Origin of the sequence: Cetobacterium sp., from assembly GCF_051653945.1 — a bacterium.
Lineage (GTDB): Bacteria > Fusobacteriota > Fusobacteriia > Fusobacteriales > Fusobacteriaceae > Cetobacterium_A.
The window spans coordinates 1-13,168 of record NZ_JBOFXD010000086.1; the positions used below are offsets into that span (position 1 = coordinate 1).

The 13,168-nt window shown below is 28.2% G+C and carries 14 protein-coding genes and 2 riboswitches; of the genes, 2 read left to right on the forward strand and 12 right to left on the reverse strand.

Annotated features, from left to right (window positions below; all coding sequences use genetic code 11):
* The 5 genes from ACRC8M_RS09485 to ACRC8M_RS09505 all read right to left on the reverse strand — a co-directional run.
* A partial coding sequence (locus ACRC8M_RS09485) for an aspartate-semialdehyde dehydrogenase (RefSeq protein ID WP_438528917.1) occupies positions 1-483 on the reverse strand: 483 nt, incomplete at its 3' end.
* Positions 484-496: 13 nt separating this feature from the next.
* The gene (locus ACRC8M_RS09490; protein ID WP_438528918.1) at positions 497-1,699 is read right to left on the reverse strand and encodes an aspartate kinase; all 1,203 of its coding nucleotides are present in this window, start codon (positions 1,697-1,699) and stop codon (positions 497-499) included.
* Between the two features lie 97 nt (positions 1,700-1,796).
* A riboswitch (Lysine riboswitch) is annotated at positions 1,797-1,971 on the reverse strand.
* Between the two features lie 37 nt (positions 1,972-2,008).
* Positions 2,009-3,211, reverse strand: coding sequence for an argininosuccinate synthase (locus tag ACRC8M_RS09495; protein WP_438528919.1), 1,203 nt, complete (start codon positions 3,209-3,211; stop codon positions 2,009-2,011).
* 10 nt (positions 3,212-3,221) lie between these two features.
* A complete protein-coding gene (locus tag ACRC8M_RS09500) occupies positions 3,222-3,935 on the reverse strand; it encodes a basic amino acid ABC transporter substrate-binding protein (protein ID WP_438528920.1) in 714 nt (237 codons plus the stop codon).
* A 260-nt stretch (positions 3,936-4,195) separates the two neighbouring features.
* Positions 4,196-5,173, reverse strand: a complete 978-nt coding sequence (locus ACRC8M_RS09505; protein WP_438528921.1) for an MBL fold metallo-hydrolase — start codon at positions 5,171-5,173, stop codon at positions 4,196-4,198.
* 114 nt (positions 5,174-5,287) lie between these two features.
* On the opposite strand from ACRC8M_RS09505, the gene ACRC8M_RS09510 reads away from it, so the two are divergent.
* Positions 5,288-5,449 carry a hypothetical protein gene (locus ACRC8M_RS09510; RefSeq protein WP_438528922.1) on the forward strand — a complete coding sequence of 54 codons (162 nt, stop codon included), beginning with the start codon at positions 5,288-5,290 and terminating at the stop codon, positions 5,447-5,449.
* A gap of 28 nt (positions 5,450-5,477) precedes the next feature.
* Here the strand turns inward: ACRC8M_RS09510 and ACRC8M_RS09515 are convergent, their stop codons facing one another.
* The 5 genes from ACRC8M_RS09515 to ACRC8M_RS09535 form a co-directional block, all read right to left on the reverse strand.
* A complete protein-coding gene (locus tag ACRC8M_RS09515) occupies positions 5,478-6,413 on the reverse strand; it encodes an NAD(P)/FAD-dependent oxidoreductase (protein WP_438528923.1) in 936 nt (311 codons plus the stop codon).
* Positions 6,414-6,528: 115 nt separating this feature from the next.
* On the reverse strand, positions 6,529-7,500 hold the full coding sequence (locus ACRC8M_RS09520) for a metallophosphoesterase (RefSeq protein WP_438528924.1): 972 nt from the start codon (positions 7,498-7,500) through the stop codon (positions 6,529-6,531).
* 9 nt (positions 7,501-7,509) lie between these two features.
* Positions 7,510-8,070 (reverse strand): manganese efflux pump MntP, encoded by a 561-nt coding sequence (locus ACRC8M_RS09525; protein WP_438528925.1) that lies wholly within the window; start codon positions 8,068-8,070, stop codon positions 7,510-7,512.
* Positions 8,071-8,174: 104 nt separating this feature from the next.
* Complete coding sequence (locus ACRC8M_RS09530; protein ID WP_438528926.1) at positions 8,175-9,500, reverse strand: NCS2 family permease; 1,326 nt, start codon at positions 9,498-9,500, stop codon at positions 8,175-8,177.
* Positions 9,501-9,515: 15 nt separating this feature from the next.
* Entirely contained in the window at positions 9,516-10,886 is a 1,371-nt protein-coding gene (locus ACRC8M_RS09535) for an amidohydrolase (RefSeq protein ID WP_438528928.1), read from the reverse strand.
* Between the two features lie 100 nt (positions 10,887-10,986).
* Positions 10,987-11,087, reverse strand: a riboswitch (purine riboswitch).
* A 116-nt stretch (positions 11,088-11,203) separates the two neighbouring features.
* Between ACRC8M_RS09535 and ACRC8M_RS09540 the strand changes: the two genes are divergently transcribed.
* Entirely contained in the window at positions 11,204-12,232 is a 1,029-nt protein-coding gene (locus ACRC8M_RS09540) for a hypothetical protein (protein WP_438528929.1), read from the forward strand.
* 28 nt (positions 12,233-12,260) lie between these two features.
* On the opposite strand, the gene ACRC8M_RS09545 is transcribed toward ACRC8M_RS09540, so the two are convergent.
* Together ACRC8M_RS09545 and ACRC8M_RS09550 are read right to left on the reverse strand one after the other, a co-directional pair.
* The gene (locus tag ACRC8M_RS09545; RefSeq protein ID WP_438528930.1) at positions 12,261-12,617 is read right to left on the reverse strand and encodes a DUF309 domain-containing protein; all 357 of its coding nucleotides are present in this window, start codon (positions 12,615-12,617) and stop codon (positions 12,261-12,263) included.
* Entirely contained in the window at positions 12,607-13,119 is a 513-nt protein-coding gene (locus ACRC8M_RS09550) for a flavodoxin domain-containing protein (RefSeq protein ID WP_438528931.1), read from the reverse strand. The genes ACRC8M_RS09545 and ACRC8M_RS09550 overlap by 11 nt, the downstream gene beginning before the upstream one ends.
* Between the last annotated feature and the right edge of the window lie 49 nt (positions 13,120-13,168).

The window sequence follows — 13,168 nt, forward strand, 5'->3', positions numbered from 1 at the left end:
TCCACTTCCCGATACAGCTTGGTATGTTGAATAGACAACTCTTTTTATACCATATAACTCATCTATAACTTTTAATGGAACAACTGATTGAATCGTTGAACAATTTGGGTTAGCTATTATACCATTATTTTTAAATATATCCTTTGAATTTACTTCTGGTACAACTAGCGGAACATTTTCGTCCATTCTCCAAGCACTACTATTATCAACTACTATTACACCTTTTGCACTTGCAATTGGAGCAAATTTTTTACTAATATCTCCTCCTGCTGAAAATAGTGCTATATCTATCTCTCTATCAAAACTGCTTTCTGTAAGCTCCTCTATCACTAAAGTTTTTCCTTTAAAAACAACCTCTTTTCCAGCTGAACGAGCTGAAGCAAAAAGATATAAATTTTTTATTGGTAAATCCCTCTCCTCCAAAACTTTTAAAAAAGTTCCACCTACTAATCCACTTGCTCCTACTATTGCTATATTATACATTTTAGTCCCTCCATTATATTGAAAATACTTCTGCTAATTTTTCTACTAATTTTATTGTATCAGATTCTTTTATAATTAACGAGATTGAAATTTCTGATGTAGTACATTGATAAAATGCTGAATCAATCTCTGCTAACACTTCAAAAACTTTTGCTGCTACGCCAAAATTGCTTATCATTCCTATTCCTACTAAAGATATTTTTACAACTCCTGTTCTTTTCGTAACCTCTATATCTGGAATCTCCTTAGCAATCTCCTCTAATGATCTATTTAAAAAGTGCTCATCTGTTAAAGGACAAGTAAATCCTATACTTCCTTTAACATTTTCAACTTCATTTTGTGAAATCATATCAACATTAACACTATGCTTAGCTAAATTATTAAAAATGATTGCTACATTTTTAGGAATTGCCAAAAAGTTTTCTAAATTTACCATTATAACATTTTTATTTATAGATATTCCTGTTACAGCTTTTTTTTCAATTATTTCACTATTATCACATATATATGTTCCTGTTTCAACTCCTAAAGTTTGTCCAACATAAATCTTAACACCATATTTTTTCCCTATTTCAACTGCTCTAGTTTCCATTACTCCTGCACCTAAATTTGCCATTTCCATCATCTCCTCGTATGAAATTTTTTCAAGTTTTTTAGCATTTTTATAAACTCTAGGGTCTACACCATATATTCCTGTAACATCTGTATATATCTCACAATCACACTTCAATGCTGCAGCTAAGGCAACAGCACTTGTATCAGATCCACCTCTTCCTAATGTTGTTATATCTCCATCTTCATTTATCCCTTGAAATCCAGCAACAATTACAATTTTTCCATCTTTTAAATGTTTTTCTATTCTATCAATTTTTATACTTTCAATTTTATTTTTAGTGTGTGTTCCACCTGTTCTTATTCCTGCTTGAGCACCAGTTAAAGAGATAGCCTTACATCCAATTTCTTTTAGTGCCATACTTAAAAGAGAGATTGATTTTTGCTCTCCTGTTGATAATAATGAATCGAGTTCTCTTACATCTGGAGTTTCCGAAATCTCTTTAGCTAATTTTATCAACTCATCTGTTGTTTTTCCCATAGCTGAAACTACAATTACAATTTCATCACCATATTTATAGTTTTTAGATATATCTTTAGCTATATCTTTTATTTTTTCTATTGTTGCAACTGAGCTTCCTCCAAATTTTTTTACTACTCTCATTAGTTCCTCCTTGGATGATATTAATAATAAAAAAAGCGATAGTCAAAAAAATAACTATCGCTTAAAACTCTCATTTCAACTATGTTAGCTTAAAATAATCCACGATAGCACAACACCAATTTGGTGACAGTTACATAAATATTCTTTATGTACCCAGCTTAAATTTTTTAGTAGAAAAACTTAAACTTCGGCAAATTTTCCTTTTAACAAACATCTTTGATCTACTAATCTCAGTTTATTTACTAATAAAATTTGCAACCTCTATCAAAATATTAATTTAAGGCAGAATATCATATTTTTTTTCAAATGTCAAAAGTTTTTTCTTAAAAGTGCCTCTATTTTAATTGGTAATCCAAAAAGATTTATAAATCCTTCTGCATCTTTTTGATTATAAACACTGTCTTTTTCAAAAGTTGAATACTCTTCTGAATACAGTGTAAATGGAGATGTAGTTCCTGCTAAAATAATATTTCCTTTATATAATTTTAACTTCACTTCCCCCGTCACGAACTCTTGAGTTATATCTACAAAAGCTGTTATAGCTTTTCTTAAAGTTGTAAACCATTGACCATTATAGACTAATTTTGAAAAATCATGTGATAGTTTTATTTTTTCTTGATATGTATCTTTATCTAAACACAATCTTTCTAGCTCTTCATGAGCAAAAAATAAAATTGTTCCTCCTGGAGTTTCATAAACTCCTCTTGATTTCATTCCAACCAATCTATTTTCAACCATATCTAAAACACCAATTCCATGATTTCCACCTATTTTATTTAACTGTTTTATAATTTCTACTCCACTCATTTTTTCTCCATTTATTGCAACAGGAACTCCTTTTACAAATTCAATACTTATATACTCAGATTTTTCATTTGCAGCTTCTAGAGTCTTAACCCATTGTAAAACATTCTCATAATTAGGCTCTTTTGAAGGACATTCTAAATCAAACCCCTCATGACTTACATGAAATAAATTCTCATCTCTACTATAAGGAGATTTTTTATGAAACGGAAGTGTAATTCCCTTTTTTTCTAAATATTTAATCTCTTCCTCTCTTGATTTTATGTCCCAAATTCTCCAAGGAGCTATTATTTTCAAAGATGGATCCAAAGCTTTTATAGCCAATTCAAATCTTACTTGATCATTTCCTTTGCCTGTTGCTCCATGAGCAATATATTTAGCTTCTTCTATATGTGCTACTTCAACTAAAGCTTTTCCAATTACTGGTCTTGCCATTGATGTTCCTAATAAATATTTATTTTCATAAATAGCACCTGCTTTTAATGTTGGAAATATATACTCTTCTACAAATTCATGAACTTTATCTACCAAATAAAATTTACTTGCACCTGTTAAATATGCTTTTTCTTCAATTGCTTTAAAATCCTCTGTTTGCCCTACATTTACTGCTACTGCAATAACATCATAGTCATAATTCTCCTTTAGCCATGGAATTATAACTGATGTATCTAATCCTCCTGAATATGCTAAAATAACCTTTTCCTTCATCTCTCTCCTCCTAGTTAAAATGTTTTATTATTAAATCATCATAAATACCCTCTGCTTTTATCTCTTCCAGAGCTTTATTTACTTTTTTAATAAGATTTTCATTATTTTTTCCTGCTGCTATTGCATATTTTTCAACTTCACTATCTATTTCTATTATTTTTAAACCTTTATTTTTTGCCACATAACTTTGAGCTGGTGCTGAATCTAATATCATTGCATCAATATTTCCACCTTTTAAAGCCATAATAGAAGATGGTGCTGAATTGTACTGAACTTTGTTAACTCCTTGAATTTTAGATACTATTAAGTCCCCTGTGTATCCAAGTACCACTCCTACTTTTTTATTTTTTAATGAATCCATATTGATTATAGTGCCTTCATTTTCTGGAACTATAATAACTTGATTAGCTACAAAGTAATCATTTGAAAAATTTACAAACTTCTCTCTTTCTTTTGTTACTGTCATTCCTGCAATTATTAAATCTATTTTATTTGTTTGAAGTGCTGGCAATAGTCCATCAAAAGCTATATTTTTTATTTTTATCTCTTTTCCAATTTTTTCACCAATTTTATTTATTAAATCAATATCAAATCCTATAATCTCTCCATTTTCTATATACTCAAAAGGTGCAAATTCAGCATTTGTTCCAACATATAAAACTTCTTTTGATAATACAATTGCTCCCATTAAAATAAATAATAAAATTCCTAATATTTTTTTCATAATACCCTCCTAAATATTTTTTTGTATAAAAAAAGCCAGTGCTTTAAAACACTGGCTCAAATAACATAAATTTATAGAATAATAAAAAAATTAAACTATAATAAAATACCTGAGATTGCTTTCTTGGCACACAAAAATTCTATTCTTTTTGTTATAGTTATTGTGTGTCCTTGAAACTCTTCTCATAGTCATTTTATTTCCTCCTATTTTTTTATTTGAAATGATAATAGCAGATTTCATACTCCTTTGTCAAACTTTTTTTAAAATTCTAACGACTCTCCTTGAATTGGAAAATAATATTTTACTCCATATATATTATTATTTAATAGTTCTTTTTTTACATTCTCTCTCATATTTTCATTCTTTTTTAAGCTAGGTTTTACATGAGTTATAACCACATTTAATCCCTTTAATGCTCCTTTACCTGAGTATTTTTCTAAAACCTTAAACTCTTCATTTATCCATCTTGGCGATAGATGCCCAAATAATCCTTTATCATCTTTAGAGTTATCAAAAGAAGATTCTATCATTATTGCTTTCAATTTTTTATCTTTTACCAGAGGCCCTAAAACTTTAAAACTTTCCTCTAGTCCGTTACTATTTTCCACTTTATCAGGTCCTACATCTCCAAAATATGCTATATATTCCCCATTATTTTCCAATAAAAATATTGTCGATTCATAATTGCTATGACTTAAAGGAAGTGCAATAACTTTTAAATTCGTACCGCTTATATTTTTAATTTTTTTTGGTTCCAGCACTTGATATTTATACTGATTTAATTTAAATCCTTCTCCCTCATTTGAAAAGTTTGGCCAAAGTTTCCAATTAAATACATTATTTTTTAAAGTTTCAATTGTACTGTTCAACCCATAAATATCCTTTTTAGTATCTTCTGTTGATGAGATTACTAATCCTGATATATGATCTAAATGTCCATGAGATATCAGATATCCTTTTATTTTCTCTCTAAAAATGTACCCAATATCACTCCACTCTGTATCTTCAGGTATAGTTATATCCTTAAAACTTTCTTTTTCTAACCCACTTTTTATTCCAGGAAGTACCGTTCCAGCATCTAAAGCTATAAAATTTTCCTCATTTTTATCTCTTATAAGATATCCTGAGATATTTCCATCCATTACTCCACCATCACTTCCTAAAGTAACAATTTGAAACCCTTCAGCATAAGATACCAATGATGAAATAAAAAAAATTGTTGATAAAAATTTTTTCATTAAATCCCTCCAAAATATTATTAATAAAATATTATGAATTTATTTTAACATTATTAAAGGAAATTTTAAACCTAATAAGAAGAATATATAAAAGAAATTAAAGAGGTGATTTTTATGTCAAAATGTTGTAACAAGTCTAAAGTTGAACTTCCTAAAACATGTGTATGCTCTACTGAAAAAAAAGAAACTCCTTCTGCTCCAGATATATTAGATCCAAATGTTGAAGCTGAAGCAAGTGAAGTTAGAGGCGAAGAGGATCAAGAGAAAAACGATTAAAAAAGAGGACAAATATCCTCTTTTTCACTTATATTGTTTTCAAATAATTAGCTGCATTTATTCCTGCTATTGTTCCATCAGAAACAGCGGTTGCAACTTGTCTTATATCTTTACAACAAATATCTCCTGCCGCAAATACTCCATCTATATTTGTTTTCATTTGAGAATTTACTTTTATAAATCCATTTTCTAACTCTAATTTATTATATTTTTCTGTATTTGGAGTTGCACCAGCATAAACAAACACTCCTGCTCCCTCACATTTTATCTCTTTTACTTCCCTTGTCTTCTCATCAGTAATTTCTAAACTTTCAATTTTATCTTTACCGTTTATTTTCGTTAATCTTGAATGTAAATATAATTTTACATTTTCTAATTTTTCTAATTTATTTTTAAATTCAGCTATTGTTCCTAATGAATCTTCAAAATGAATAATTGATAACTGATTTGCAAACTGTGCTAAATAAATAGCTTCCTTTATAGCTCCATCTGCTCCACCAACTACGAATATATCTTTCCCTTCGTAATTTCTTCCCTCTTTCCAAGGATTTGAACAAACACCCTTTCCTTTTAGCTCATTTTCTCCTAAAACCCCTAATTTTCTTGGTGTCGTTCCATTTGCAAGAATAACTGTTTTACCTAAATAAATATTTCCTGACTTTGTTGACACTTTTTTTAATAAATTATCTAAATCTATTTCTACAACCTCTTCTTTTAATACCTCTATATTATAAACTCTCAGTTGACTTTCTAACTTATTTTTAAAAGAATCTCCTGTTTCATAATTATTCACAGATAAGTAATGCGTTACTGAAGAAACTTTACCCACTATTCCACCTATTTCATCCTTTTCTAAAATTACAGGCTTATATCCACGACTTGCAATATATACCGCTGCACTTACTCCTGCAGGTCCTCCTCCAATTATAATTGCATCATAGAAATTTTTTGTTTCATTTACCATTTTCAACACTTCCTTTTAATCTGTTTTGTAAAAATATCTTTCTTAAGTTATTTATATCACGTTTTGAATAGTGAGTCAACTTTAAAAAATATGTTTTTTTTTAAAAACTATACATTTAATAATATAAATCAATAATATTTATTTCACTAGTACTATTTACTCTGTACGGTACTAACCAAGAACTAAATCCTGCACTTACTATTGTATGAGTTATTCCAAATACTTTATATCCATGATAATTTTTGTACATCTTTTTCACTATTAAATTATAAGGAAAAAATTGTCCTCTATGAGTGTGTCCACAAAGTTCTAAATCAATTTTATTCGTAATTGCCTCTTCTATTGAATTTGGATTGTGATCTAATACAATTGTTGGTAAATCTGTATCTATCTTTTTTTTCAAATATGCTATCTTTTTTCTTTTTTTATTTGTTATATCATCTCTTCCAATAATATTTATTCCTTCAATTTTTAAAATACTATCTCTCAAAATTTTTATTCCTAGAGTTTCAATATATTTTATATTTTCCTCTATTCCTCCATGATACTCATGATTTCCTAAAATCGCATATGTTCCATATTTAGGCTCTATCTCTCTAAAACTAGCTGTAAAATCTGCTTTTATATCTCTACAACTAAAATCAACTAAATCTCCCCCTATTAATAAAATATCTGGCTCTTCCTCAGACATTCTTTTTAACGAGTTTTCTATATTCTCTTTATTAGTTAGAGCTGACAAATGTACATCTGATATAAATGCTATTCTTAACTTTTTTCCACTTTTATGTTTTTCTAACCTTATCTCACTTTTTATTACCCTTGCTACTGAAAAGTTATAATACGCGTATATAAAAAATATTGGAAGTACTATAAATGCTATCGTTACTATATTCAAATTACTCAATCGATAGAAATAATTTACTACACCTAAAATTACTAATAAGAAAAATATATAGTGCGTTATAAAGATATAATTTCCTAAAAATCTACCTAAAAAAATATTTCTTCTAAAAAAAGTTCTTCTAATATAAAGAATCGGTAAAATTGATAGTAAAAATATGAAATTTATTAAAAATAGTTGTTCCATAATTTCTCCTTATAGAAAATGACTAATAAAAGCTTTAAGACCCATTAAAACTAAGATTCCTCCTCCTAGATACTCTGTTTTATAACTTATTAAGTGACCTACTTTATGCCCCAAATAAACTCCTATTGAAGCTATTAAAAAAGTTACTACTCCGATTATTTCTATAGAGTAATATATATTTAAATCAGGAACTAATGAAAAAGAAAAACCAACAGCTAAAGCATCTATACTCGTTGCAAATCCTAATAAAAGTAGATTTGAAGCCATATCACACTTTCCTTCTTCCTCACACTCTTGCTCTTTCCAACCATCAAAAATCATTTTTCCACCAACAAATAATAATAATATTGTTGTTATTATATAATCATATTGTGATATTTTTTCTGCAAAAACACCACCTATTCTCCATCCTATATACGGCATTAAAGCCTGAAATCCTCCGAATACAAGTGCAATTTTAAAAATATTTCTTTTTCTTAATTTTTTCATTGCTAATCCTTCAGTTAGTGATACTGCAAAAGCGTCCATAGCTAGTCCTATAGAAATTAATACAAGTGATAGTATATCCATTCTTTCCTCCAATAAGTTTTTTCAATTTTTATATTATACATTTTCTTTTAATTTTTCTCAATTTATTTAATAAAAAAAGAAGAGAATCTCATCTCTTCAAAATTTTATACTATTAGATTTAAAATTGATAATCCTCCAATTATCCATAATGCTATATTTATTTCTTTCATCTCTCCCGCCGCAACATGAGTTATTATGTAAGCAACAAATCCAAAACTTAAACCTATACTGATACTATATGTTAGAGGCATCATTACAATTGTTATAAAAGCTGGAATTGCTACTTTCATATCTGTGAAATCTATATTTCCAATAGATTTAAACATAAATACTCCTACTAATACTAAAGCTGGGGCAGATGCATACCCAGGCACTATACCAACTAGCGGTGTAAATAATAATGCCAGTAAAAACAATCCACTTGTAACCAAAGAAGCTAATCCTGTTCTAGCTCCAGCAGAAATTCCAGCTGCTGATTCTGCAAATGAAGTTACAGTACTAGTTCCTAAGACTGCTCCAATCAATGTCGAAGATACATCCACTTGTAACATTCTCTTTAAACCTTTAGCCCCTTCATCTCCTTGAACTAATCCCATATTTTTGTAACAAGCCATCATAAATCCAAGGGAATCAAATAAATCTATAAACATAAATGAGAATATTGATCCTATTAACGATATTTTTAAAGCACCTAATATATTGACTTTCATAAAAATTGGACTTATTGATGGTGGCATTGAAACAATTGCCTTTGGAATATCAACAATTCCAAAGAACATCCCTATAATCGTTGTTGCTGCAATACTTATTAAAATACCACCCCTTATTTTTTTTATTTCACAAATAGCCATAATTGCTAAACCTAAGATTCCTAATACAGTTGGTATTGAAAAATCACCTAATCCTACAAATGTAGCATCATTTGCAACTATTATCCCCATATTTTTCAAACCTATAAAAGCTATAAATAGCCCAATTCCTGAAGTTGCTGCTGTAGAAACTACGCTGGGTATTGCATTAGCTATTTTTTCTCTAATTCCACCTAACGTCATAATTAAAAAGAATAATCCCGATATAAATACAACACCTAGTGCATCTTCCCAAGAAACCCCTTGCCCTAAAACTAATGTATAAGTAAAAAATGCATTTAATCCCATCCCAGGTGCTAAGGCAAAAGGAGCATTTGCCCATAAAGCCGCAATTCCTGTTCCGATAGCTGTTGCTAAACAAGTTACTGTTATAAGAGCACCTTTATCCATCCCAGCTGCAGAAAGAATTGCAGGATTTACAAAAACTATATATGCCATTGTTAAAAATGTTGTAAGACCACCTAAAACTTCTGTTTTTATTGAACTTCCTCTTTCTTCAATTTTAAAAAATTTTTCTAATATATCTAATGAAATATTTCTTTTTGTTACTATTTTTTCCACTTTACAATCCTCCAACTATATTATATCTATTACAGGAAATCTGTTTGGTAAAACTATTTTTGCCTTAGTTTTTATCTCCTCAGATTTTATTTTCACTTGCTCTATTAAATTACTCTCGTTTAAAACTAAAATTTCTCTATTTTTCATTAACCATTTTCCATTACACATTGTAGATTCAACATTTTCACTTGACATTGTATAAACAATATTAGCTATTGGATCATGAAGTGGTAACGAATGAATTGTATTTGGATTTAAAATTATTAAATCTGCTTTTTTACCCACTTCTAGACTTCCTACTTCATTTTCTAATAATGCACATTTAGCTCCATTTATAGTAGCCATTTCTAACACTTGTTCTGCTGGTACAACTTTTGGATCTAATGTTCTTCCTTTATGAATTAAAGAGGTTAAATACATCTCTCTCATCATATCCATTCTATTGTTTGAGGGTGCACCATCTGTCCCAATAGATACACTTAACCCTTTTTCAAGCATTTCTGGTATTCTTGCAAAACCTAATACAACTTTCATTGCTGCTGCTGGATTATGTGATACCTTAACATCGTATAATCTAAATAAATCTATCTCTCTATCTGTTAGCCATACTGTGTGAACAGCTAATAAATTTGATCCTAATGCTCCTAATTTATGAAGATGTTCAACAGTTGAATTTCCTCTATTTGTTTTTATATAATCGTTTTCTGCTGCTATTTCAGCTATATGCATATGAATTCCTGTATTTAACTTATCCGCTATTTTTTTAGTTTTAATTATTAAGTCATCTGAGTTATTAAAAATAGTTCTCAATCCAAACCAAATTTTTATTCTTCCATCTGCTGTATTATTGTATTTATCAAATAGTTCTTTTTGTACTTGAATCTCTTCATCCGCTGTTTTTATCCAATTTGTTGGCAACCCAACCCCTTCATCCATAACTGATTTTGATAAAGCTGCTCTTATTCCTGTATTTTTTACTGCCTCAGCCATTGCTTCTACATACTGGCCTCCTGCTTCTAAAAATGTTGTAACTCCAGATTTTATCATCTCTATACAACAAGCTGTAGAGGAAATTAATGAGCTTTCATAATCAAAGTTACTTTCGTAAGGCCAAACCCTCTCCCTTAACCAAGTTAATAGATCTACATCGTCAGCTATTCCCCTTCCTAGTTGCTGAGACAGATGAACATGTGTGTTAATTAAACCTGGGAGTATAATTTTTCCTTTTGCATCTATAATTTCCACAGTATCTAAAATCAATTTTTCATCAACTTTTCCAATTGTCTTTATTAAATCATTTTCAATTAAAATTGAACCATTATTATATATCTCTCTTTTCTCATTCATTGATACTACATATGCATTTTTTATTAAGATTTGTTTCACAAAAAACCTCCATTTTTTTAATAAAAAAAGTGTAAACTCTATCTGGGATAGAATTTACACTTAAAATTAAATTTAAAATATTTAGCATATTTTAAAAAATTATAGTATAAGCTCTTCCCATAGCGTCCCGATTTAAGGTTAGGACGTAGAAACTTTTGGACCATATTACCAAAATATATGAGTAAACTTTTTATTTCAATGATAGCATATTTATATTCAAACTTCAATATTCTTGTGAAAAACTATCTATTATTTTTTTTGTTTTATATATGTTATAATCTAAATATATTTTTATATTAAAAATAAAGGAGATTTTTATGAAAAATTTATCTTATATTAAATATATCGGTATTGGTTTTATTTTAAGTTTTCTTTTAGGTTGTAGTGCTATCATAACATCTATTGGTAATAATAAAATTTCTAATGCTATGAACATATATAACTCTCAAGGAATAACAATAGATGGAACCTTAGAATTAATATCTGGATTAGAGTATTCTTCTGAATCTCAAATTGGAATATCTCAATATCAAAAACAATATTTTGAAATAACAAATAGAAAAAATAATATCTTAAAAAATAAATATTTTACTAGACAAGATATAAATACACTTAATCTATATCTCTTAACTATTGAAGAATTTAAAAAGATACACACTAAATTCCCTACTATACAGATTGATTATAATGATTTTAATAGTTCTAAAGTTAAAATCACTAAAATTTTTGAAGACTTTGTTTTAAAAGATGAAAGACTCTATATAAGTCGTAATCAAAAAATTCAAAATATAAATTTTTATAAAAAAATAAATACATACATCAATAGTTATATCATTAACAGTATTATTTTAAATTTAGAAAATGACGTAACTGTTAATCTTTATGTAGGATCATCTTTTAGAGGATTTTCTCAGCTGGATTATCTTCTCACAAACTCTTTGATGTATGCCTCTGATATGAACATCAATAGAAACCTTGGCAATTATATAATTTTTAGAGGTTTTAACTCTTTTCCAAAACCTAATTTTAAAAATTATTTTATAGATTTTAATTTTTCTAATGTCTACACGAGAACTCTAGAAACAAAAGAGGAAATCAAAGAAAAAAATAAACTTTTTATTGTTCGAAAAAAAATTACTGTTAGTGGTTATTATAAAATTTACAGCCAAAACTCAACTCCACATACTAAATTTTTTGAATTTAGTGAAAATTATACTCTTAAAATGAGAGAATATAATAACTCCACTTTTTATGATGACGAAAGAGATATCTTAAAAAACATTTTAGAAAATAAATTCTCAAATATTATTCGTTATGACTTTGACAATTTAATAAATATCAATTAAAAAAACCAGATCTCTCTGGTTTTTTTTACTAATATGTTGGAAGATAAATCTCCTCATACTCTTTTTTTATTTTTAAACTTTCTATAGTCCCTAAAATTTTTTGTTTTAAATATTTAGAATCTATATTTAATATCTCTATATCCATAGATACTTCATCATAGTTATTTAAAGAGTTCTCTAAGACTTGAATAGCACCTTTATAATTTTTATTTCTCCAATGATATAAACCCACAGCTATTAACAAGAGATTTATTGATACATGTTTTCTTGTCTCACATTTAGTTTCTTCTATCCAAATTTCTTCTAAGATTTCATGACATTTAAAAAAATCTCTTTGAATTTGAAAAGTATCTATAAACTCCAAATATTTTTCTTTATTCTTCATTTAATATTTCACCGAAACTATTTCTTATCCATGTTTCTAATTTACTTTTTACTTCTTGGAGCATAAATATCTCATCTAAAGGTAATCCAACAAATTTTCCATCGACAATTGCACTACTTTTTACAAAATCATACTCATCAACTTCTGTAAATCCAACTATATTCGCATTCCTTTCAACCAATACATCATATACAGGCTTCATTCCATTGACAAAAGTAGCTGCATAAAATCCTTGATTCCCTCTTCCTATAATTCCAACTGATTTATTTTCAAAATCAACTTTTGAAATAACATCAATTCCATTTTTCCAATCTTCATGAGGTTCACCAAAACCATAAGTTGGAACTATAAAAATTAAAGCTTTATATTTTTTTAAGTTTTCAATAGTTCCTGTGTCTGATACCTTATATATATCACAATTTTCTTTTAATAACTCTTTTATTAAAGTAGCTGTAAACTCACTCTTTCCTCTAGCACTACTATAAAATACACCTATCTTCATTTATCACACCTCCATGTATACTCTATAAGTATAGTATTTTAAATGTGAT